The 21,689-nt window shown below is 67.8% G+C and carries 18 protein-coding genes; 3 read left to right on the forward strand and 15 right to left on the reverse strand.

Annotation, left to right across the window (positions count from 1 at the left end; translation table 11 throughout):
• Positions 1-62: 62 nt before the first annotated feature.
• A complete protein-coding gene (locus tag DRB19_RS11505) occupies positions 63-635 on the forward strand; it encodes an NADPH-dependent FMN reductase (RefSeq protein ID WP_114186176.1) in 573 nt (190 codons plus the stop codon).
• A gap of 49 nt (positions 636-684) precedes the next feature.
• Here DRB19_RS11505 and DRB19_RS11510 read toward each other — a convergent pair whose 3' ends face one another.
• From DRB19_RS11510 to DRB19_RS11570, 13 genes are all read right to left on the reverse strand, one after another.
• On the reverse strand, positions 685-2,484 hold the full coding sequence (locus DRB19_RS11510; RefSeq protein WP_114186177.1) for a SulP family inorganic anion transporter: 1,800 nt from the start codon (positions 2,482-2,484) through the stop codon (positions 685-687).
• A gap of 63 nt (positions 2,485-2,547) precedes the next feature.
• Entirely contained in the window at positions 2,548-3,123 is a 576-nt protein-coding gene (locus DRB19_RS11515; protein WP_114186178.1) for a DUF421 domain-containing protein, read from the reverse strand.
• Positions 3,120-4,844, reverse strand: coding sequence for a sulfatase-like hydrolase/transferase (locus tag DRB19_RS11520; RefSeq protein ID WP_210207466.1), 1,725 nt, complete (start codon positions 4,842-4,844; stop codon positions 3,120-3,122). Before DRB19_RS11520 ends, DRB19_RS11515 begins: the two co-directional genes overlap by 4 nt.
• Before the next feature lie 18 nt (positions 4,845-4,862).
• The gene (locus DRB19_RS11525) at positions 4,863-5,759 is read right to left on the reverse strand and encodes a bile acid:sodium symporter family protein (RefSeq protein WP_114186180.1); all 897 of its coding nucleotides are present in this window, start codon (positions 5,757-5,759) and stop codon (positions 4,863-4,865) included.
• A gap of 121 nt (positions 5,760-5,880) precedes the next feature.
• Positions 5,881-6,816, reverse strand: coding sequence for a formylglycine-generating enzyme family protein (locus DRB19_RS11530; protein WP_245439439.1), 936 nt, complete (start codon positions 6,814-6,816; stop codon positions 5,881-5,883).
• On the reverse strand, positions 6,813-7,751 hold the full coding sequence (locus DRB19_RS11535) for a cytochrome c oxidase assembly protein (RefSeq protein WP_114186181.1): 939 nt from the start codon (positions 7,749-7,751) through the stop codon (positions 6,813-6,815). Before DRB19_RS11535 ends, DRB19_RS11530 begins: the two co-directional genes overlap by 4 nt.
• The gene (locus tag DRB19_RS11540) at positions 7,742-8,137 is read right to left on the reverse strand and encodes a hypothetical protein (RefSeq protein ID WP_114186182.1); all 396 of its coding nucleotides are present in this window, start codon (positions 8,135-8,137) and stop codon (positions 7,742-7,744) included. Before DRB19_RS11540 ends, DRB19_RS11535 begins: the two co-directional genes overlap by 10 nt.
• Positions 8,124-10,694, reverse strand: coding sequence for a cytochrome c oxidase subunit I (gene ctaD, locus DRB19_RS11545; protein WP_114186183.1), 2,571 nt, complete (start codon positions 10,692-10,694; stop codon positions 8,124-8,126). The genes DRB19_RS11540 and ctaD overlap by 14 nt, the downstream gene beginning before the upstream one ends.
• Complete coding sequence (gene coxB / locus DRB19_RS11550; protein ID WP_114186184.1) at positions 10,691-11,671, reverse strand: cytochrome c oxidase subunit II; 981 nt, start codon at positions 11,669-11,671, stop codon at positions 10,691-10,693. The genes ctaD and coxB overlap by 4 nt, the downstream gene beginning before the upstream one ends.
• Positions 11,661-12,068, reverse strand: coding sequence for a c-type cytochrome (locus DRB19_RS11555; RefSeq protein ID WP_114186185.1), 408 nt, complete (start codon positions 12,066-12,068; stop codon positions 11,661-11,663). Before DRB19_RS11555 ends, coxB begins: the two co-directional genes overlap by 11 nt.
• Positions 12,065-13,540 carry a c-type cytochrome gene (locus DRB19_RS11560; RefSeq protein WP_114186186.1) on the reverse strand — a complete coding sequence of 492 codons (1,476 nt, stop codon included), beginning with the start codon at positions 13,538-13,540 and terminating at the stop codon, positions 12,065-12,067. Before DRB19_RS11560 ends, DRB19_RS11555 begins: the two co-directional genes overlap by 4 nt.
• A 33-nt stretch (positions 13,541-13,573) precedes the next feature.
• Complete coding sequence (locus tag DRB19_RS11565) at positions 13,574-15,229, reverse strand: GMC family oxidoreductase (RefSeq protein ID WP_114186187.1); 1,656 nt, start codon at positions 15,227-15,229, stop codon at positions 13,574-13,576.
• 10 nt (positions 15,230-15,239) lie between these two features.
• Positions 15,240-15,758 carry a sugar dehydrogenase complex small subunit gene (locus DRB19_RS11570; protein ID WP_114186188.1) on the reverse strand — a complete coding sequence of 173 codons (519 nt, stop codon included), beginning with the start codon at positions 15,756-15,758 and terminating at the stop codon, positions 15,240-15,242.
• Between the two features lie 440 nt (positions 15,759-16,198).
• On the opposite strand from DRB19_RS11570, the gene DRB19_RS11575 reads away from it, so the two are divergent.
• Together DRB19_RS11575 and DRB19_RS11580 are read left to right on the forward strand one after the other, a co-directional pair.
• Positions 16,199-17,599, forward strand: a complete 1,401-nt coding sequence (locus tag DRB19_RS11575) for an amidohydrolase (protein WP_308494273.1) — start codon at positions 16,199-16,201, stop codon at positions 17,597-17,599.
• Positions 17,600-17,654: 55 nt separating this feature from the next.
• Positions 17,655-19,052, forward strand: a complete 1,398-nt coding sequence (locus DRB19_RS11580) for a PQQ-dependent sugar dehydrogenase (protein ID WP_245439441.1) — start codon at positions 17,655-17,657, stop codon at positions 19,050-19,052.
• A 46-nt stretch (positions 19,053-19,098) separates the two neighbouring features.
• Here the strand turns inward: DRB19_RS11580 and DRB19_RS11585 are convergent, their stop codons facing one another.
• Both DRB19_RS11585 and DRB19_RS11590 read right to left on the reverse strand, forming a co-directional pair.
• Complete coding sequence (locus DRB19_RS11585; RefSeq protein WP_114186190.1) at positions 19,099-20,406, reverse strand: porin; 1,308 nt, start codon at positions 20,404-20,406, stop codon at positions 19,099-19,101.
• 228 nt (positions 20,407-20,634) lie between these two features.
• Positions 20,635-21,585 carry an ABC transporter ATP-binding protein gene (locus DRB19_RS11590; RefSeq protein ID WP_114186191.1) on the reverse strand — a complete coding sequence of 317 codons (951 nt, stop codon included), beginning with the start codon at positions 21,583-21,585 and terminating at the stop codon, positions 20,635-20,637.
• Positions 21,586-21,689: the final 104 nt, after the last annotated feature.

Below are 21,689 nucleotides of genomic sequence, written 5' to 3' on the forward strand. Positions count from 1 at the left end.
GTTGCTATGGGGGCTCAACCAAGTCGGTTCCGTTCCGGATCCGTCGAACCAAGGAGCGTCCCATGACCACGTTCAAGGTCGGCTATCTCATTGGCAGCCTTGCCAAGGACTCGATCAACCGCAAGCTGGCCGCGGCGCTGGTCCGTGTGGCCCCGGAGCACCTCACGTTCACCGAGATCCCGATCAGGGACCTGCCGCTCTACAGCTACGACTACGATGCCGATTACCCGCCGATGGCGAAAGCATTCAAGGACGCCATCGCATCGGTGGATGCGGTGCTGTTCGTGACGCCCGAATACAATCGTTCGATCCCGGGTGCGCTGAAGAACGCCATCGACTGGGCCAGCCGCCCCTACGGCCAGAACTCGTTCACGCGCAAGCCTTCGGCGGTGATCGGCACCTCGCCGGGCGCCATCGGCACGGCAGTCGGGCAGCAGCACCTGCGCAGCGTGCTCGGCTTTTGCAACTCGCCGCAGATGAACGCACCGGAAGCCTACATCCAGTTCACGCCCGGGCTGATCACCGATGACGGCGAGGTGACGAATGAATCCACGGCCGAGTTCCTCACGAACTACATGACGGAGTTCCACCAGTTCATCGTGCGGGTCTACACCGCCCTGCCGCGGGACGCCTGAGGTTCCGCCCCTGAGGCCTCAAGAAGGACAACGGTTGCAAAGGGCGCGATCACCCCTGCGCGCCCTGATCGTCGTCACCGTCGGGTCCTGCTCCCGGATCGCGGTCCACCAGCCAGGCCCGCGCGTCGGCGACGGCCTTCCGCGTTGCCTCCAGCCGAACGGATGTGGCCTCGTAAACCTGCACGGGCCCGCTGAGGTGGAGCTTGCCCGCGCGGACGAGCTGGTCATGCACATCCTCGTTGATGCCGCTGAGGTACAGCCGCCCGTTCACCTCCATCAGCTTGTCGGCATAATTGGCCAGCACCTCCATCAGGGTCGCGCCGGCGGTGCTGAGGCTGCGCAATCGCAACACCACCACCGGGCTTTGCGCGTCCTGCGGGCGTGGCAGCAGCCGTTCCAGCGTCCTGGCGCCGGCGTAGAACAGGTGTCCGTAGACATCGATCACCGTCACTTCATGGGATGGCAGCCGCGTGGGAGCATCGTGCTCCTCGATCTCGCCGTCGGACCGCTTCACCAGCCGGACCAGAGAGACGTCGGTCGAGGACCGGCTCACGTAAAGCAGCGCTGACAGCAGCACCCCGATCCCGACCGCGGCCTGCACGGACAGAAACAAGGCAGCCAGGAAGGTGGCGCCCCCGGCGAGCCGGGACGGCCAGCCGGCGCTCCAGACAGCGCGGATTTCGCTCGGCTTGAGGCTGCTGGTGCCGGCGAGGACCAGCAGCGCGCCGAGCGCGGGCATCGCGATGGCGGACACCAAGCCGGGGACGAGCATGACGATCAGCGCCATGCACACGCCGGCGAGGACTACCGCCCAGCGCGACTGGGCTCCGTAGATCACGTTGAGCGCGGTCGCGCTGAGCGAGCCACCGACCGGCAGGCCGTTGAAAAATCCCGTCGCGGCATTGGCCACGCCCTGGGCGACGAAGTCGCGCGAGGTGCTGCGGCGCGCTCCATCCGGATTGGGTACGCTCTGGCTCACCCCCGCCCCCTGGACGAGGATGACCACGGCCACCGCGAGTGCCCCTGTGGTCACATCGAACGTGATGCTGGACAGCGCAGGCAGCACCGGCATCGGGATGCCGCTCGGGATCTCGCCGATGTCCCTCACGACCTCGACGTCACCGAGGTCGAACAGGGCCACGATCACGGACGGGACCGCAATGGCCACCAGTCTGCCGAGGTTGCTCAAGGGCGTGCGCGGCAGCACCACGGCCAGCACCAGAGTGAGCACCGCCAGGGCCAGCGACACCAGGTTGATCTCCGCAACGTGGAGCAGCAGGTTGACCGTCTGCGTGATCCGGTTGCTGCCGGCCGCCTCATAGCCGGTGACCACAGGAAGCTGGTTGAGGATCAGCAGCACCGAGACGCCGCTCAGGAAACCCATGGTGACCGAATAGGACACGAAGCGGATCAGCTTCCCGAACTTCAGGAGCCCGAACACGATCTGGAAGACCCCGACCAGGATCACCATGACGGCAAGCGCGGCGGCACGCGCCTCGCCCTCCAGCCCGCCGAGGGCCTCGCTCGCTGATAGCGAGGCCGCGGCGGTGGTGGTGATCATCATGAGCTGGGTGCTGGAGAACAGCCCTCCCGCCGCCGCGCCCGCCATGGTGGCGTACAGGCCGTAGATGGGATTGACGCCCACCAGCACGCCATTCGCCATCCCGTCAGGCACGTTGCTGATCGCGCTGCTCAACCCGGCGAGCCCATCCCGGCGCAGGGATGCCCAGCCCGGCAGCTTCGGCCAGCGGTGGTTGGCCACTGCGTCCCGCAATTCGCCCAGCCCCGGCTGGTTGACCTCGGCTCCTTGCTCGGGCGGGTCATCGGTCTCGACGGATGCTCCCGCCATTCCCTAGGGCTCTCCTGGCACTACCGAATGATGGCCGCTCGCCCGTCTCCTGAAGGCGGCAGGCTATTCGAGCTTGATGCGGATGCTTTTGACGCCGTCCTCAACCGAGACGTCCAGGATCTTGGGCTCGGTCTTGAACGGGACGATGCTGATCTTTCCGTTGCGCTCCATGTACGCACGCTTGATCCTGGACGGATCGGGATCACCGACCTGAAGCCGGAGGGACTGCTTCAGGTCGTTGGCCGACAGCTTGGCCTCCCGCAGCCCGCCCTCCTGGATCTCGCCGTCCTTGATCAGCAGACGGGGCTCTCCCTTGACGAGGGTTCCGAACGAGGTGTGGGCCGCCAGGGTCGCGAAGAGCCAATGCAGGGCGAGCAGCGCGGCGCTCGCCATGATCGTGGGCAGGAAGGGGGCCGAGCCATTGATCGCCCGGCTCATGATGGAGCCGAGCATGATCGCGACGATGACGTCGAAGGCGCTGGCCTTGCTCAGGAAGCGCTTGCTTGCCAGCCGCACCAGAACCAGCATGACGGCGTAGATGGCAATGGCGCGGAGCGCCATCTGCACGGAGCTGACGTCCCCAATGTCGAGACCCAGTCCGAGAAGGAGCTGAGCCTCATTCACGATGGACTGCATCATGTTGGCCCTGCCTTCTCCGCGGCCTCGCGATGCACGACCTCGCGAGTGCCGAACATGTCGAGGTCGAACGGGCAGCGGTCGTCGCCGATCTCGTGCCGCACCAGCGCGTGCAATTTGCCGAGCATGCGCTGCACGAGCTCCGGGTCATGGCGCGGATGGTCGGGATGGGCGAGGTTCTCCAGTTCGCCGGGATCGCTCTCCAGGTCGTAGAGGGCGACATCGGCGGAGGCATGGAGTTCATCGAGCGTCGCGGGGTTGGCGTATTCCTGCGGGCTGAACCAGCGCACGAGCTTGTGGCGGCCATCGGACACGGCGCGGAAATAGGCCCGCCGGGTGAAGTCCGGGGCCCCATGCAGCCGCCCCGCCTCCCGCATGAGCGCCGCGCTGTCGTGCTGCCCGTCCTGCTCGTTCGAGGGCTCGCTTCCCAGGCTGGTCAGCATCTTCAGCGCCCCCGAGACCGACCACTGGGTGTCGAGGGCGTTCAGCGCGTCCCAGCAGACCATGGCACCGTCGCCCGGTGCCCGGGCGCTGCCGCGCGGACCGTCCTGCCCGGGATCGAGCATCACGGCCTTGAGGCTGCGGCCCTTGAGGTGCGGGTAGCGGCTTTGGATCTCCTCGTCGCTGAGGCCGGCGAAGGCCAGCAGCGTCGGGGCGAGGTCGAGGTGCGAGCCGACCGCCGCCGTGCGCCGCCCCTGCGGCCCGCCGGGCGCGCAGACCGTCAGGTTGACGATGGCCGCCTCCTCGAAGGGGATGTTGGCCTTCTGCGTGAGGCGGTGCGCGCCGTTCATCTCGCCGTGGTCGCCGGTGAAGATCACCACGGTGTTCCGCCACAGGTCCAGCCTATCGAGGGCTGCGACCACCTGGTTGAACTGCGCGTCCACCAGGCGCATGCAGTTGACGAGGTAGTTGCGGTGCTTGCGCCAGAGGTCCCGGCGCTCGTCCGGGATGTGGCCGTAGTTGAGGTCGACGTATTCCTTGTAGTACCGCACGCCCGGCGGCTGGAGGGCGTAGTCGTCCTCGAAGTTGTCCGGCAGGGCGACATCCCACTCCTGCTCGAACCAGCCGAGCTGCTGCACCGTGGTCTGGACCCCCGCCGCCAGCCCTTCGGGACCCGGCTGCTGGCAGGGGTCAGTTTGCAGGAACATCACGTCATGGGGGTTGATCAGGCTGCACACCAGCAGCCAGGGCCGGTCGACCTGGGAGGCCCTATGTTCCAGCCAGTCCACGGTCTCGAACGCAATGGTGCCGTCCAGTTGCTCGCCCTCCAGCGGGGCGCCGAACGTGTCCCCCCATTGCTGGTAGTCGGAGAAGCCGTAACGCTCCAGCCCGTCCTCGCGGTGGGGCACCTCGGACAGGTGCCACTTGCCCTTGAAGGCGGTGTGGTAGCCCTGGTCGCGCAGCATGTGCCCGATGGTGGGGATCGCGTGCGTGAGCTCGCCGGTCCAGGCGAAGTTGGTGTTGTCCCACAGGCCGGTGTGGATGGCGTGAACTCCGGTCCACATGGTGGCGCGCGAGGGCGTGCACATCGGCACGGTGCAGTACTGCCGGTCGAAGCTCACGCCCTGCGCCTCCAGGCGCCGCATCGCCGGCAACGGCACCGAGTCCGGCACCTGCATGTGGGTCTGCCACTGGTCCATGCACAGGACCAGGATGTTCGGCCGCGCAGGCTTCGGGCTGTCCGCGGAGGCGGTGGTCTGGGTCGTGTCCTGGGTCGTCATCATGCTGCTCCTCGCTGCGCCTCACGCGGGCGGCGATTTCTCCCGCAGGGCCGCGCTCCCGCGCTCTCCTTCCGCCTGCCCCTGCTGACGCCTGCCCAGCGCCCATGCGCCAGGGAACAGGGCGGCCAGGGATACAATCGACGTGACCACCACCATGACGAGGACGTCCGGATCGTCGAAGCTCTGCGTCGCGACCACCGTGGCCGCCGCCACGTTGCGCTGGGCCGTGGCGAGCGCGATCACCTCGCGCTCGCGGGGATCGACCCCGCCCAGCAGGTAGCCCAAGGCGAAGGCGCCGCCGATCACCAGAACCGCCGCCGCGATGGCACCCGTGCCGAAGACGCCCAGGATCGCCCGGAAGTTGGCGAGGAAGGTCAGCGCCACCAATGCCACCAGCGCGATGCTCGACACCCTGTTCGAGATCGGCCGCAGGCGGTCGGCCAATCGCTCGAGGCGGGCATCGATGAACAAGCCGGCTCCGAGCGGCAGGAGCATGGTCAGGATGAGCGGCATGGCAATGGACGCTGCGCTCACCGTGGCCTCCGGGGCCACGAACGGGACCACGATGGGCATGTAGATGATCGTGCCCACCAGCAGCAGCACCAGCACCCCTGCCCCGAACGCGGTGTCGCCCTTGGCGAGCTGCGTCAGCTTGATCAGGAACGGGGCACCGGCCGCCGTGGCCACCAGCATCAAGCCGACCTGTACCGACTGGTCGAGCGGCAGAAGCCGCGCCACGGCATAGGCCAGCAGCGGAACCAGGACGAAGTTCGCGGCATGCGTCAGGAGGACGCCACGCAAGTCGCGCAGCGGGTCCATGATCTCCCGAAGGGTGTAGCTGAGGCCGACGGCGAGCATGCTGGTGACGCTGAAGACCAGCACCGCGACGTCCAGGAGGCTCGGGAGCAGCTCGGCCATGGCGCCAGCCTCTTACGGGGCCGCGACCCGGCGCGCCCGGCAATGGCGTATGAACAACGTTTGCCTCATGACGGTTCCGTATCACGAAGCCCCCGAAACCAGCACTGCCGCGACTGATCCGTCAATTCCGAACCAGGCAGCGGAAGCCGATGTGACAGGCCGAAGTCTCAACCGTTTGGGGTTGCCGCGCCGCCGGCCGGTAGCGGAGGCAGTAATTGGGCGCGCACAGGTGCGAGCCGCCCTTGAGCACCTTGCTTGGGATGTTGGCGGCGGGCTGGCCCACGACATGGCCCGACTCCGGCGACAGGACGCGCGGATTGCGCGGGATGCAGCACGCCTTGGCAGCCGCTTCGGGGTGTCGTGTGAAATAGTCGGCCGTCCACTCCCACACGTTGCCCGCCATGTCGTACAGCCCATAACCATTGGCCGGGAACGCGCCGACCGGAGAGGCACCCTCGTAGCCGTCGGTCGCGAGGTTCTGCCACGGGAACTCGCCCTGCCAGGTATTGGCGAGCATGCGCCCGTCCGGCGCAAACTCGTCACCCCACACGTAAGTGGCACCCTCCAACCCGCCGCGGGCGGCGAACTCCCACTCCGCCTCGGTCGGGAGCGTCCTCCCTGCCCAGGCGGCATAGGCCTCGGCATCCTCATGGGCAACGTGCACCACGGGATGGCGGTCACGGCCGGCGAGTGTGCTCCCCGGCTCTTCCGGATGTCTCCAGCACGCACCCGGCACATAGGCCCACCAGGACCGGGGGTCGTCGAGGTCGACGCGGTGCGGCGGGCGTCGGAACACGAGCGAACCCGGGACCAGCAGCGCCGGGTCGACACCGGGGTAGTCCCCGGGATCCGGCGCCCGCTCGGCCAGGGGGACGTAGCCGGTGGCATCGATGAAGCGGGCGAACTCGGCATTGGTCACCGGATGCTCGTCCATCCAGAAGCCGTCGACCGTGACGCGGTGGGCCGGCCGCTCCTCGGGATAGAAGGCGTCGGAGCCCATCAGGAACGTGCCGCCCGGCACCCGGACCATGCCTTCCCGGATCCGGACCACCGTCATCTCAGGCCGCGCAGCGGCTTGGCAGCGCCGTCGACCCGACCGCCTTGCGGGAAGGGGTGATCCATGGGCGTGATGAGCCGGGCGGCCAGCCCGAGGCAGGCGCCGAAGTAGACGAGGCCCATGGGCACCCACATGAGGAGACCTGCGAGTTGCTGATCGTCGAGGGCGGTCAGCCCCCAAGGTGCCGTGAGTCCCTCATACCAGCCATAAAGCGGACGACGCGCCATCGTGATGAGCCCGCCCAGCAGCCCGCCATGCATCAGCGTCGCGAAGGCCGCCGCCAGGGCCAGGCCGATGCGTTCCCCCGAGCGCGCCTCCAAGACCACCCGCCAGAACAGGAGCGCCGTGCCGAAGAAGGTGGCGTGCTCCAGCGTGTGCAGCCATTCCCGCTCCACCGCCGCCTCGAACAGCGCCGGCGCATGCCAGATCCACAGCGCCAGCCCGTGCAGCGTCGCCGCCGGGAACGGGCGCGACAGCCAGAGTCCTGCCTTGGCGAGGGGCCGCCACGTGAGGGCCGCGATGCTGCCCCTGCTCCAGCCCGGCGGAAGCGCCCAGGCGAACGCGACGCCCGGCTTGCCGAGGAGAAGCAGCACGGGTGCGATGGTCACCAGCAGTCCGTGCTGCGCCATGTGCGCGGACAGCAGGGTGCCGCCGAGCCGATCGAGCGGCGAGACGAGCGCAATGACGAGAACGGCCAGGCCGAGCACGAACGCGGCCATGTGCGCGCGCCCGATGCCACGCCAAAGGCCGGCCCGCGCCCAGAGCCGCCGCGTGCCGCGCCGATACCCCCAGGCTGCGGCCAGCAGAAGGCCGAGCACCCACGGATCGAAGCTCCACGCGCGCAAGAAGGCATCGGGCGGCACCGGATCGGGGCCGTGCGCCAGGACGGGCAATGCCCCCGCCACCAGGGCGAGAAGGAGCACGGTCACGCGCATACGGGCACCAGCAGGATGGGGAAGAGTTGCCACACGATGCCGACGGTGGCGATCCCGCTGTTGCCGATGGTGAGCACCATCCGGAAGCGCTGGTCCGGGAGATCGCGGTATTGCCGATGGCGCCAGACGGCATGACCGACGACAACGGCGGTTGCCACGACGGTCAACGCCACGAGCACGGCCAGGAAGGTCGTGCGGGTGCCCTCTCCCGCCGCCCCGAGCCCCAGCACGCAGGCGACCGCCGCTCCGACGTAGACTGCCAGGAAGTGCACCGCCCAGACGAAGTGCCCGAAGGCCGGGTCGAGCAGCCGGCGCAGCGTCCCCGTCCTGGAATGCGGTTCGACCTCATCATCAAGCTCACCATCATCAAGCTCAAGAGATGACATGGGGGAACCCCGCGATCATCAGGAGGACGAGCACCGTCACCGGCGCGGTGAAGCGCCACCACAGCAGGCAGATCCGCAGCGTCAGGCAGCGCCAGGAGTTGATCATGCCGAGGTGAAGGCGCACGGTGCACCAGAGCGCCATGCCCGCGCCCATGACGAGGTGCAGGCCCATGGTGCCGACCAGCGTCCACACCGCCGCGCCGTAGCTGTGACGCGTCGGGTCGATGCCGAGTCCCCGCAGCCAGAACCATCCCGCCACCGCGGCGCCGATGGCCAGCACCGCGCTCGCGCCCAGGCAGAGGGTCGTATCGCGCCGCCGCTCGCGCTGGTTCATCCGGTCGGCGGTCTCGAACAGGATGAACGCGGCGATGACGGCGGCCGAGAGCAGGACGGGAGCAAGGAATCCTGGGATCTGCGAGCCGTCGGGAGGCCAGGACCCCGGCCGGGCGGTCCAGAGGAAGAGATAGGCGAAGGCGAACGAGGCGACGACCGCCGCATCCGAGATCAGGAGCACCACCATCCCCCACCAGCCGACGCTCCGGCTGCCGTTGGTGTAGAGAGGCAGGGCCACGCCCCGGCCGGCATCCGCCAGGCCGCGCGGCGCCAACCTGTCCATCGACCAGAGCCAGTAGAGATAGGCCCCGGCGGCGACGGCGCCCGCTGCCAAGGCGATGGCCGTGATCTTGAGCGTTCCGGCCGCAAGGGCGATGGCGGTCGCGGCCGCGGCCAGGAAGGCGGTCCAGCCGGGTCCCGGCAGGCGGATGATCTGCTCCGGCTCGCCGGTGATCGGCCCGGTGACCAGCGCCTCGCGCTCCCGTGTCGGGGCATCGGGGAGGAAACCGCGGCCTCCGATCTCATCCTCCTTCAGCCCCTCCTGCTCCCAGACGGGATAGCGCGAGCGGATCGGCATGATGCTGCGGAAGCCGTAATCCGCCCCGTGCGACAGCCATTCGAGCGAGGGCGCATCCCACGGGTTGTAGCCCGCCTCCGGCCCAGAGCGGCGGTGCCGGATGAAATCGATGAGAAACACCAGCACGCCCGCGGCAAAGACGAAGGAGAACACCGACGAGATCAGGTTGAGCCAGTTCCACCCGACGTCGTCGGGAAAGGTGTAGACGCGCCGCGGCATGCCGCGCAGGCCGGTGATGTGCATCGGGAAGAAGGCGGCGTTGAAGCCGACGAACATCAGCCAGAACGCCCATCGCCCAAGCCGCTCGGACAGCATCCTGCCGGTGACCAGGGGCGTCCAGTAGTAGAGCGCGGCGAAGACCGGGAATACCATGCCGCCGATGAGCACGTAGTGGAAATGCGCCACCACGAAGTAGGTGTCGTGCACCTGCCAGTCATACGGCACCGCCGCCACCATCACGCCGGTCAGGCCGCCGACCGTGAAGATGAACAGGAAGCCGAGGATGAACAGCAGCGGCACCCGCAGCACCGGCTTGCCGTCCCAGAGCGTCGCGATCCAGGCGAAGACCTGGATGCCCATCGGGATCGCGATGGCGGAGCTCGCGGCCGAGAAGAAGGCCAGCGACAGCACGGGAAGGCCCGTGGCGTACATGTGATGCACCCAGAGCCCGAAGCTCAGGAACCCGATCGAGATCGCGGCCAGCGCGAGCCAGGTGTAGCCCACCAGCTTGGCCCGGGCGAAGGTCGGCAGCATCATCGACACCATGCCGGCCGCCGGCAGGAAGATGATGTAGACCTCGGGGTGGCCGAAGAGCCAGAACAGGTGCTGCCACAGCAGCGGGTCGCCGCCTTTCGTGGCGTCGTAGAACGGCATGCCGAAGGCCCGTTCCAGTTCGAGCAGGATGTCGGCCGCGATCACCGCCGGCATGCCGATCATGATCATCCCGGCGGTGACCAGCATGTACCAGGCCAGGATCGGCATCCGGCCCAGGGTCATGCCGGGTGCGCGGGTCTTGAGGATGCCCACGACGAGCTCGACGGCCGCGGCCACGGCGGCGATCTCCACGAAGCCGAGTCCGAGCACCCAGACGTCCGTGTTGATCCCGGGTGAGTATTTCGGTCCGGTGAGCGGCGGATACATGAACCAGCCGCCGTCGGGGGCGATGTTGAAGAACAGGCTGGCGAAGACGAGCGTCCCACCGAGGGCGTAGCACCAGTAGCCGAGGGCGGAGAGCCGCGGGAACGGCATGTCGCGGGTGCCGAGCAGGGCCGGCAGCAGCAGGACCCCGAATGCTTCGACGATGGGCACAGCGAACAGGAACATCATCACGGTGCCGTGCATCGTGAAGAACTGGTTGTAGGTGCCGGCGTCCAGGAACGCGAGGCCGGGATAGGCGAGTTGGATGCGCATGAGCAGCGAGAGCACGCCCGCGCCGAGGAAGAACAGGAAGCCCGTCGCGATGTAGAGAACGCCGAGATGGGTGTTGTTGACCTCCGTGACGAAGGCGAACCGCTTCGGCAGCGCCCAGACGGCCTCCAAACGCTCGAGGCCGTCCCGTCCGCTCGACTGCGGGAAGAGCACGGGCGCGACGCGTGGCGCAAGCTCACCCGTTGGCTGCGGTCCGGGAGAATCCAGCGTGAGCGTCATTTGAGCGACTCCAAGTAGGCGGCGAGCGCCCGCAGTTGCGGCCCCTCGAGCTGGTCGTATGACGGCATTGCGTTGCCGGGCTTGAGGTGCTGGGCACTGGCGATCCAGCCGGCGATGTTGCCGACGCCGCCCGGCACGGTGCCCGCCCCGAGCGTCCGGCGGGATCCGACCTGCGTCAGGTCCGGCCCGAGCCGAGCCTCGGACAGTCCGCGCACGGCATGGCAGGCACCGCAGCCGAGGCTGACGAAGAGATCCCGGCCCTGACGCAACTCAGGAGTCTCAGGTTGCCCAGTGGGCTGCGATGCCCGAGCCAGCCAGGCGTCGAACTCCGGCCGCGGCACGGCGATGACATCGAAGGCCATGAGCGCGTGCTGGAGCCCGCAATACTCGGCGCACTGGCCGCGGTAGACACCGGGCCGGTCGGCCTGGAGCACCATGCGGTTGACCCGGCCCGGGATCATGTCGGTCTTGCCGGCAAGGCTCGGGACCCAGAAGCTGTGGATGACATCGGCGGCGTGCAGGAACAGCTCGACCGGCTCGCCGACCGGAACGTGCAGCTCGTTCGCCGCGGCCCCCCCTCGGGATCCGTCGGGTCGGCGGTACGCCACGTCCCACCAGTAGACATAGCCGATCACATCGATGGAGACCTGCTGCGGCGTGGTGGCCGCGCGGGTCTCGTGGCCGACGGTCATCACGTAGGGGACCAGCGCGGTCAGGGTCAGCAGGGGCAGCGCGACGCCGCCGCCCCAAAGGAAGAGGTTGCGGTTCACCGACCGCTCGCGCGGGCGCAGGAACGGCACGAGCATGAGCGCCGTCACCAGCAGCGTCACGAGCGTCGCCCCGACATACATGATGATCCCGAGCCGGTGCAGCGACGCCGCGGAGGGGCCTGCGGGGTCAAGGGCGGACTGTGGTCCGCCGCACGCGGTCAGCGACAGCGCCACCAGGATGAGGATCAGTCGCGGGTCACGACCCATCGGGCGCCTCCAGGGTGTAGAGATAGGCCGCGATGTCCCTCGCCTGCTCGGTCGTGAGCCCGACGTTCGGCATCCCGGTCTGGGGCGCGAGCGCCGGCGGGTCCTGGAGAAAGGCGACGAGCACGCCCGGCTTGTTCGGCAGGTGCCCGGCAATCAGGCTTCGTCCGGCCATACCGGCGAGCGGCGGACCGACATTGCCCTTCGGGAAGCGGACATCGGGGATGGCGTGGCAGGCGGCGCAGCCATAGGAGCCGCCTGCGACGAGCGCGAGCCCCCGGGTAGGATCGCCTTCGTCCACGTGCTTGGTGTTGAGAGGCTTGGGTGCAAGATCGCATCCGGCCATGGGCAGGAGCATTAGGGCGATGGCCATTCTTGCGAGGTTCAGGACATGGCTCATGGCGTCAGCCCCGCGAGGTAGGCGGACACCGCGCGGATGTCCTCGTCGGTCATCCGGCGCGCCACGCGGCCCATGAGGTCGTGGGGATCGTTGCGGCGCCTGCCTGCCTGCCAATCCCGCATCTGGCCCTCGTTGTAGGCGCTGGGCTGGACCACGGACGGATAGACCGGATTGAAGCCGCCGCCCGTCGGGCCGTGACAGTCGGCGCAGGCCTGCACGCCGCGCTCCGGCACGCCGCGGTCGTACACCGTCTTGCCTGCTTCAATGAGTGGCGTGTCCGTTGCGCTCAACTGGACGACAGGCGACTGGGGCGGCAGCCCGGCATAGTACAGGGCCAGGGAATGGTTGTCCGTCGCGCTGAGCTGCTGCGCGATGGGACTCATGGCCCCGTTCGGCCGCACTCCCGAGGCGTAGTCGGCCATCTGCTTGGCGAAGTAGGTTGGATCGAGGCCCGACAGCCGCGGGAAGCCGGAACCGGCATCACCCTGCCCCTGGAGACCGTGGCAGCCGAAGCAGGTGACCGCGGCCCCGCCCGGCCCGCCGCCGACCACGATGAGTTGGCCGTGCGCCGCCGTGGGTTCGCCCTGCCCCGACCATTCCATCCGCGAGCGCTGAATGTCCTCGGGCGTGAGCTTGGCCAGGGCGGGATCGCCGAACTGCCTGACGACGAAGTTCACGAGTTCGGCCAGTTCGCCGTCCGACAGGCCGCCGACCACCCCCTTCGTGCCGTCGAAGCTCTGCATGAAGACCGTGCCGCCCTTGACGTGGCGCTCCACGCCGTCCAGCAGCGCCGCCACCAGGTTGGTGCGGCGGCCGACGGCGGAGTTGTGGAACATCGACGGGAAGAGCCCGTTGGGCGATCCGGCACCGTCGGCGCCATGGCAACTGGCGCAGGCGATGTTGTACAGGGCTGGCCCTGATCGAGCCTGGCTGGGATCCCCCGGCACGCCGGGGCGCAGCAGCGCCGGGTCTGCCATCAGCTTCCCGCCCCGCTCGCTCGCTGGAACCTGATCGGCCGGATCGCGGTGGGCGGGCTGGCGCGCGAGCCAGTCGACCAGCGCGTAGAGATCAGCATCGGGCTTGTCCTGAAGCGCCTCGACGATGGGCGCCATGGGTCCGCCCGCCTGCCCCCGGCCCGGCGCATTGCCGTGGCGCAGGTAGCGGACGACGTCGTCGCGCGACCAGACCCCGATGCCGCTCACCCGGTCGGGCGTGATGTTCGGTCCGAGCCAGCGGCCCAACTGCACGCCCGACAGCAACGGCCCGTTGGCAGGGGTATGGCAGCCGATGCAGACATTGGCGGCCATGAACTCCTGATTGGGGGCTGGAGCATTGGGGGCTTGAGCTGCCGCCGGCCCGCTCCCGGCCAGACGTCCCACCGAACCGCTCAAGCCTGTGATGACGACCGTCAGAGTGGCGGCGAGTGTGGCCAGGACGGTGGGGCGGGAACTGATCTTGCGGCAGGCTGTCATCCCGGCTCTCCATCAAGCCTGGCGTGTCATCGGCTATGTCTTCGCGATCTGGTCGGCCGTGCGGAACGCCAGCGCCAGGGCCGTCAGGGTCGGGTTGACCGTGGCGCCGGTCGGCATGATCCCCGTCCCGGCGATGAACAGGTTCTCGTGATCGTGCGCGCGGCCGAAGCCGTCCACGACCGAGTCCTTCGGGTCGTCGCCCATGCTCACCGTGCCCATGATGTGCTGGTTGTTGGCGTACTCGCGCTCGGGCGTGAAGCGCAGGTTGGTGCCGCCCATGAGCTCCGCAATGCGGGTGTATTCCCGCTTCGCGACCTCCATGCACCTGTGGAGGTAGTCGCCGAGGGCAAAGTGCACCTGCGGCTTGGGCAGGCCGAGCTCGTCCTTCTGGTCGCTCAGCACCACCCGGTTGTCGGGGTGCGGCAGGACCTCGGGTACGTTCTTGACGTTGCACTGGTGCGCCGCGCGGTAGCGCAACTGCTTCTCGAACTCGGGCCCGTAGACGCCGGCGGTGATCAGGTCCTCGGCGGCCGAGCGCACCTGCGAGATGTTGGTGAAGTCGAGGCGGAACGCGGCGTATTCGGAGCGGAACGGCCCGTCCCGGAAGGTGTTGATCGACGCCGGGCTCTGTGGGCCGCGTCCCAGCCACAGCTCGTCCTCCGCGTCGAAGGTCAGCGAGCTGCTCGGATGGTCCATGAGGTTGCGGCCGACCATACCCGAGCCGTTGGCGATGCCGGTGGGGTACTTGTCGCTCACCGACATCAGCAGCAGCTTCGGGCTTTCGATGCCGTTAGCGGCGAGGACGAAGCTCTTGCCGGTCACGCGGTGTGAGGTCCGGTCCGGATCGAAGTAATGCACCGCGGCGATCCGCCCGGCGGGATCGTGCTCGATGCGGTAGACCACGGCGTTGGCCAGGAGCCTCGCGCCGGCCGCCTCCGCTGACGCAGCGGCAAGGCCACCATGGTACTGCGCGTCCACCGGACAGATCGGCTGGCAGTTGTTGGCGCCGCAGCACGGGGGCCGTCCGTCATAGGCCCGGCTGTTGCGCGCGGTCGTGTTGGCCACCACCGGATAGCCGCCCGGCTCCAGCCGCTCGCGGAACCGACGCATGGCCCACGGCTCGGCCACCGGCTCCATCGGGAACGGCTTCGTGCGCGGCGAGCCGGTGTTCGGCGCTCCCGACACGCCGGTCCGTTCTTCGCCCTCCTGGTAGTACGGGTCGAGTTCGTCGTAGGTCACGGGCCAGTCCTTGCCGACCCCGTACAGCGTCTTGATCCGGAAGTCGTTCGGCAGCAGGCGCCACATGTGCGCCGCCCAGTGCCAGGTCGTGCCACCGACGACGCGGATGTACTCGGCCGGATAGGGGGTCGGCCCGGCCTGCACCAGATAGCCGTTGCCTTTCTCGTTCGATCCCTGCCGGGCGACATTGGGCTTGTCCTGGTCCGTGGCGGAGCCCCAGTCCGCCTCGTAGGTCGGGTGCGGCGCCCACCGGGACGGTGGATAGGGCGCCATCCAGTCGCCCTTGCGCGGGGCGTTGCGGTAGTAGAGGACGAGCTGGTTGCGGGTGACGCGCGGCCCCGCCTCGAGGATCAGGACCGACGCCCCTGTCCTGGCGAGACGCTCCGCCACCAGGGATCCGCAGATCCCGGAGCCGATCACGACGATGTCGGCCGAAAGCTCGTGGGACATCCGGCCCTCCCTAGGCGGGTTGATCCATCCAACTGCCGTAGCTGCCGTAGCAGTAGCTCGGCGGGTTCAGCCGGTCGGCGACGGCCACGTGCATCAGGCTGGTCTCGAAGGTGACGCAACGGGCGCGCTCGGCCTCGCCGACGATGCCGGTGTACCAGGCCTTGACGATGTTGCGCGGCATGGCGGCCAGCGGAGACTGCTCCGCATCGAGCGTGGATTGCAGTTGGATCGGGTCGATCTTGCGCTGGTCCATGAAGGAGCGCAACGCCTGGACATCGGCCGCAAAGCCGGGCGCGTCGGCTATGAGGGCCTCATAGAGGCGCGAAGCCTGATCAGCGTCGAGGCTGGGCCGACCTGTGAGAATTTGTGCAACCGCCATGAACGCATCGCGTGCGCCGGCGTCGGCCGGCTGGGCGATGGCCGACGGAACATACGAGAAGAGGTATGTGGCTGTGAGGCCGATCAGAACCCCGCGTCTGTCAGGATCCGGCCCGTCGTGCCCGCCAAGGGAAGCGTTTGGCTCGTCCATGAACCCTCCTCAATCAATGCGGGGAGGATCTTGCAGGGAACGATCCGCCCGTTGACGCAGAACCAAGGAAAGACGCCAGCTACGCACGTTCATCGGGCATTGGGTCCGGAAGGACCACAGCAGGGACATTTCGCACGCTCAAGCGGCGGGCAACACGGGTGTCAGACAACCGGCCGGGAGGGGGTTTTGTTCCTGTCGCTGCGTCGGCGAAGCACGAACGGAAGATCGAGGGAGGCCGCATGTCCAGGCACTTTGCACGCCCGAGAAGCCCACGGGGCGCGTCACCGCAACATGGCTCACAGGCCCGGCTCCAGGCGGATCCCGCACCGATCCTCCGAACGGCGGCTCAAAGAGGAACTGAGCCTGACGGAGGAACCACGTCCCCGGAAGGGCGTTTTAGGGTTCCAAGCCGATGGCACCCGAGGCACCTGAGGAGAACCATGATGGTCATCAGGAAGCGCCGTTCCACCTCCGCACTATCCCTGTCCTTCGCAACCGTGGTCACCTTGGCGGCCCTTCCCCTGTCAGGGCCTGTGTTCGGACAGGGCACCGGGCAGCGAAGTCCGACGAGCAGCCAAGCAGCGCTCCCAGGCCCCTCGGGTGACCTGCTTGCAAAGCTCGAGGGCGTCTACAAGGACATTCACGCCAACCCTGAACTCTCCATGCAGGAGCGACGCACCGCCGGCATTGCCGCCAACTGGCTCCGCGAGCAGGGATACGAGGTCACGGAGGGCTTGGGCGGCACCGGCGTCGTCGGGCTTCTTCGCAACGGCGAGGGCGCCACGGTCCTGCTGCGGGCCGACATGGACGCTCTTCCGATGAGCGAGAACACGGGTCTCCCCTACGCGAGCACCAAGACCGGCACCGACCCCTCGTCCGGCCGGAAGACCGGGATCGCGCATTCCTGCGGGCACGACATGCACGTGACTTGGCTGATGGGCGCGACGCAGATCCTTGCGGCGAACAAGGACAAATGGCGCGGCACCGTGATCGCCGTGTTCCAGCCCGGGGAGGAGACTGGCGAGGGGGCTCGCGCGATGGTCGAGGACGGGCTGACGAAGCGGTTCCCGAAACCGACCGTGGCCCTGGCCTCGCATGTGCTCCCCTTCCCGGCGGACAAGGCATTCATCCGCCCCGGCCTCATGCTGTCCCAGAGCGACAGCCTGCGGGTGACCCTGTTCGGCCGCGGCGGCCACGGCTCGTCCCCGGAGTCGACCACAGATCCGGTGGTGATGGCGGCGGCGACGGTGATGCGGCTCCAGACCGTGGTCTCGCGCGAGATCGGCATGACGGACAACGCCGTGGTCTCGGTCGGGTCCGTGCAAGCCGGGTCGAGTGCGAACATCATCCCGAACGAGTCCGTGCTCCAGCTCAACATCCGGACGTTCAACGATCAGGTGCGTGGCCAGGTCCTCTCGTCGATCAAGCGCATCGTCAACGGCGAGGCGACGACGTCAGGCGCTCCGAAGCCGCCCGAGATCACCACGCTCGCCGGTGAGTTTCCCCTGACCGTCAACGACGAGGATGCGACGCGGAAGGTGGCGGACGCCTTGCGACAGCGCCTGGGATCCGAGCGGGTGGGGCCGGCCAGTCCTGCCTCGGCCAGCGAGGACTTCACCGTCATCCCCCGCGCCTGGGGGGACGTGCCCTCGGTGTACTGGATCGTCGGAGGCGTCGAGCCGCAAAAATATGCCGAAGCGGAGAGGACCGGCAGCCTGAACAAGCTGCCGTCGAACCACTCCCCCGAGTTCGCGCCCGTGATCAACCCCACGCTGCGCACGGGCATTGAGGGGATGCTAGCGGCGGCTGGCGTCTGGCTGACGCCCCCCGGTGCCAAGTAGGCCCCGGGGGTTGAGTGCATTCCATAACGCACCCCGTTGTACCGGAGAGTAAACGTTGGTCAGTCCCGGCAAGGGGAGCTTTTTTGGGGAGGCAGTGGTGCGCGCCGCAGCGATCCTGACGAGTCTTCCACTGGCATTCGTTTTGCTGGCACCCCTGCACGCCCAGGAGGTGCGGACCGGGGCCGATGCCTTCGGGACCTGGCAGAGGGATGCCCCCGGCGTGGGCCGACACATCAGGCCCGCCGACCTGCCGCCGCCGAGCCATCACCAAAATGACCCCGAGGCGCCAGATTTCGAACGGCTGCCGAAGGTCGTCGATGCCCCGCAAGGCAAGATGCCGGACGTGCCGCAGGGCTTCACCGTGCAGGTGGTCGCCCGGGACCTGAACAAGCCCCGCGTCATCCGCATCGCCCCCAACGGCGACGTCTTCGTGGCCGAAAGCGGCAGCGGACGGGTCCTGGTCTTCGCCGCCGAGGCGGCGAGGGGCGGGTCGGCGATCCCCCAGGTCTTCGCGGAGAACCTGGATCGGCCCTTCGGCATCATTTTCTATCCGCAGGCCGAACCCCGCTATGTCTATGTGGCGGCGGCCAATCAGGTCGTCCGCTACCCGTACCGCAGCGGCGACCGCAAGGCGAGGGGGCCGGCCGAGGTCATCATCGCGGACATCCCCACCAAGCGGCACTGGACCCGCGACCTGGCGGTCTCCCGGGATGGCCAACGGCTCTTCGTCTCCATCGGCTCGGCCTCCAATGTCGCCGCCGGGATGCCGAACAAATCGCCAGAGGAGACCAAGTCCTTCGAGAAGACGCACGGTCTCGGCGCCGCCTGGGGCGAGGAGGAGAACCGCGCCGTGGTGCGCGTGTTCGACCCGGAAGGCGGCAGCGTCCGCAATTTTGCGACTGGGTTGCGCAACTGCTCCGGCATGGCCATTCAGCCCGGCACCGACACCCTGTGGTGCACGGGCAACGAACGCGACCACCTCGGCCCCAACCTGGTGCCGGATTTCCTGACCACCGTGCGCGAAGGCGGATTCTACGGCTGGCCCTGGTACTACACGGGCGGCAACGAGGATCCGGCCCACGCCGGCGAGCGCCCCGACCTGAAGGACAAGGTCCTCGTGCCCGACGTGTTGCTCCAGCCGCATTCGTCCACGATGCAGATCGCGTTCTACGACGCGGACGCATTCCCGGCCGAGTACCACGGCGATGCCTTCGCGACGATGCGCGGGTCGTGGAACCGGGAGGACAGGACCGGCTACAAGGTGGTGCGTGCCCGCATAAGGGACGGCAAGCCGACCGGGGTCTATGAGGACTTCATGACCGGGTTCGTGCTGGACAAGGACACCGTCTGGGGGCGGCCGACGGGTCTCGCGGTTGCGCCGGACGGCACCCTGCTGGTCAGCGATGACGCCAACGGCACGATCTTTCGGGTGGCGTACGGAGGATCGAAGTAGCCGACATCACCCGCCGCTCTCAGCCTCAGGGGCCGGGCGGCGGGGTTCAAAAGTCCCGCTGAACGCGCAGACGGGCCTCCACGACATCGGCCGAGCCGATGAGGCGGCCGGACACGGGATCGTTGTCCACGAACACCCGGCCGCGCGGGTCGACATGGCGATAGAACGCCTCGACGCCCAAGTAGAGGCCGCTCACGGGCAGCCAGCCGAGATTGCTGCCAATCCGCCAGTCGGTGGTGTCCGGGAACCCGAGCGTGCCGCCCGCCGCTGTGGTGACGATGCTGCCGCCCGGGTACTCGACCACGCCATAGGAGCCGAACACCACCTGCCGGATCTGCGGTGTCCAGTAGTGCACGAACCGAGCCGCTGCGGCCCAACCCCTGGAGCGGCGCGCCCGTCCTAGGGCATCCACATAAGCGTCGGTCTGGCCGAGGTCGATCTCCTTGATCGAGGTGTCGCCGAAGCCAACATAGCTCAGCGCTCCCTCCGCATAGACGGCCTGGAGCCAGAACTGGTCCTCCTCCGCCAGCATGGGCAAGTCAACCTGAAGGCCAGCTTGCACGGCAAACCCATACTCGGTGTTGACGAACGGAGTGGGACCGGATCCCGGGACCAGATTGTCGCTTCGGATCTGGTGCAGCGCCGCCGAGAGCTGGGCCTTGCCCCAGTCCGGCTCCCATAGCAGTTGTCCGACGAGATCGGGAACGCGCGCGCCGGCGCTGGTGAATCCCTCGCCAGGAAAGCCCAGGCCATTCGGAGCGGCGAACTGTCGCCGCTCGATGGAATCCTCCAGCGACAGCGTCGCCGACAGGTCGGAGCCGAACATGGCGGTGTAGGCCAGCACATTGGTCTTGAGGTCGGAGACAGTGACAGCAGCGAAGTTCTCGTCGTTGGTGTAGAAATCAAAGAACGACTGCAACCGGCCCGCGGTCAGCCCGCCGAACTGGACGTAGGCCTCTTCGAGGCTCGTCGTATCCGGCCCGTAGTTGCCCGTGTTGCGGGTGAGCTCATAGCGCATCTTGGCCCTCAGCAGGCCGTGGTCCGTCCGGGTGCGGGCGTCGAGGTCGATGCGGCCGCGGGCGCGGGAGCCGACCGCGTCGTCCGCGCGGGTGCCTGGGTCCAAATAACGGAATTCAGCTCGGACCCGGCCGCCGATCCGCAGGCAGGTATCGGTGCCCGGGATGGTGAAGAAGCCGGCGCGATGCGTGAAGCAGGCGCTCACATAGTCGGCCGGAGCAGCACCTTTGGCCGGCAGATTAGCCGCCTGCGGGTCCGCCGGGACCAGGCATCCGCCAAGGAGCAAGGCGGAGGCGGATAACCCTCTGCGGGTCTCTCGGAACAACCCCATCGCCATCACGCATCGCCATTCCGTGGTTGTCACCAGCACCGATCAAGCATTGACGGTGCCGGGGCAAGCGCATGCTTGCCCCGGCCATCCCGGCTGGCAAATACCCCATTCGGGGAGAATCCCCCACAAACGCCAGTGGGCGACAGCACACGGTACGAAAGCATGGCAGCGGCAAGTCAGTCCGGAACGGACAAAACGCTCGCAGAAAGCCGCAGCCGTGGCTGCCACACCACGCTAAATCCACTCGGCGATCTTTCGATGGTGGACACTGGCTTGGGAGGCGCTGCGGTAGAAGACCGTCAACTGACGCGCGGGATCCGACAGGCGTTCGAAGCCTGACATGAAGGCAACAACGGTCCCGATCGTTGTTGCCCCTTGCGTCACCAGATAGCCACCGACCAACAAGGCACCCAAGGGTGCCAAGGCATTGAGCAGGTTCATGGCCGTTTTTCCGGCGAACTTCAGCAGGTAAATCCGCATCCGATTGTCGTAGATGCCGCCGATCTCCTCGTGATCCCTGTGCCCCGCAAGGTCTCCCGCCGAAGCGACGCGACTGCCCAGCCGCCGCAGAAGGTCGACCCGCGTCGCCACCAATGGATTGATCGCGTGCTGGACGCGAACGGCGATCAGGACCTGTGGGACCAGCAGCGCCAACCCCACTGCCATGATCAACGGCTCCACGAAGGCCAGGTAGCCGATGATGAACACGAGCGTCGCGACTTGAACCACCGCCTCGGACAGACCCTCGCCGACAAACCCGCCAACGTGCTCGATTTCCGAGCCGATGATCGATACTGCCCGACCGCTGGTGTCCGACCCCGCCGTGCCATGCCTGCCCTCCTGGACACAAGAGAGGTGCTCGCGTGAGTTGCGGATCGCACTCTCGCTGATCCACCCCTGATACAGTTTCAGGCCGAACTTGAGTCCGCTCTGGCCAAGGATGACGATGAGATAGACGCCGCCCAGCGTCAGAAGGACGCGAACGTCAGCGTCGCTGATGCCACGATTGACGATCTGCCGCTGGAGCTCAAGCGGGATCGTGCTGAGCACCGCGATCAGGAGCGCAATCCCGCACAGCCCGATTTGATGCCGGCCGCTCATGAACCGGATATAGCTTGGAAGCGACTTCGCGGGTGCGTCGTCCCCGGTCCTTTCGATCGTCAGAGGTGGTGGGGGATATTTCATCGCAATTCCATCCGGTCGAGGTCACTGGCCTGGGCGACGTCGGGGCAAGACCAACCCGATCGCACAGGAGAGGGCCGGCTTGGTGCTACGCTTCAGAGAACGCA

The organism is Microvirga aerophila, assembly GCF_003332305.1.
Lineage (GTDB): Bacteria > Pseudomonadota > Alphaproteobacteria > Rhizobiales > Beijerinckiaceae > Microvirga > Microvirga aerophila.

What these genes read in the sequence shown, in the direction of transcription:
- DRB19_RS11520 (WP_210207466.1), bottom strand. Translation starts at nt 4,844, where the DNA reads ATGATGACGACCCAGGACACGACCCAGACCACCGCCTCCGCGGACAGC.
- DRB19_RS11590 (WP_114186191.1), bottom strand. Translation starts at nt 21,585, where the DNA reads ATGAAATATCCCCCACCACCTCTGACGATCGAAAGGACCGGGGACGAC.
- DRB19_RS11565 (WP_114186187.1), bottom strand. Translation starts at nt 15,229, where the DNA reads ATGTCCCACGAGCTTTCGGCCGACATCGTCGTGATCGGCTCCGGGATC.
- ctaD (WP_114186183.1), bottom strand. Translation starts at nt 10,694, where the DNA reads ATGACGCTCACGCTGGATTCTCCCGGACCGCAGCCAACGGGTGAGCTT.
- DRB19_RS11505 (WP_114186176.1), top strand. Translation starts at nt 63, where the DNA reads ATGACCACGTTCAAGGTCGGCTATCTCATTGGCAGCCTTGCCAAGGAC.
- DRB19_RS11585 (WP_114186190.1), bottom strand. Translation starts at nt 20,406, where the DNA reads ATGGCGATGGGGTTGTTCCGAGAGACCCGCAGAGGGTTATCCGCCTCC.
- DRB19_RS11515 (WP_114186178.1), bottom strand. Translation starts at nt 3,123, where the DNA reads ATGATGCAGTCCATCGTGAATGAGGCTCAGCTCCTTCTCGGACTGGGT.
- DRB19_RS11555 (WP_114186185.1), bottom strand. Translation starts at nt 12,068, where the DNA reads ATGAGCCATGTCCTGAACCTCGCAAGAATGGCCATCGCCCTAATGCTC.
- DRB19_RS11510 (WP_114186177.1), bottom strand. Translation starts at nt 2,484, where the DNA reads ATGGCGGGAGCATCCGTCGAGACCGATGACCCGCCCGAGCAAGGAGCC.
- DRB19_RS11575 (WP_308494273.1), top strand. Translation starts at nt 16,199, where the DNA reads ATGATGGTCATCAGGAAGCGCCGTTCCACCTCCGCACTATCCCTGTCC.
- coxB (WP_114186184.1), bottom strand. Translation starts at nt 11,671, where the DNA reads ATGGGTCGTGACCCGCGACTGATCCTCATCCTGGTGGCGCTGTCGCTG.
- DRB19_RS11535 (WP_114186181.1), bottom strand. Translation starts at nt 7,751, where the DNA reads ATGCGCGTGACCGTGCTCCTTCTCGCCCTGGTGGCGGGGGCATTGCCC.
- DRB19_RS11560 (WP_114186186.1), bottom strand. Translation starts at nt 13,540, where the DNA reads ATGACAGCCTGCCGCAAGATCAGTTCCCGCCCCACCGTCCTGGCCACA.
- DRB19_RS11540 (WP_114186182.1), bottom strand. Translation starts at nt 8,137, where the DNA reads ATGTCATCTCTTGAGCTTGATGATGGTGAGCTTGATGATGAGGTCGAA.
- DRB19_RS11570 (WP_114186188.1), bottom strand. Translation starts at nt 15,758, where the DNA reads ATGGACGAGCCAAACGCTTCCCTTGGCGGGCACGACGGGCCGGATCCT.
- DRB19_RS11530 (WP_245439439.1), bottom strand. Translation starts at nt 6,816, where the DNA reads ATGACGGTGGTCCGGATCCGGGAAGGCATGGTCCGGGTGCCGGGCGGC.
- DRB19_RS11525 (WP_114186180.1), bottom strand. Translation starts at nt 5,759, where the DNA reads ATGGCCGAGCTGCTCCCGAGCCTCCTGGACGTCGCGGTGCTGGTCTTC.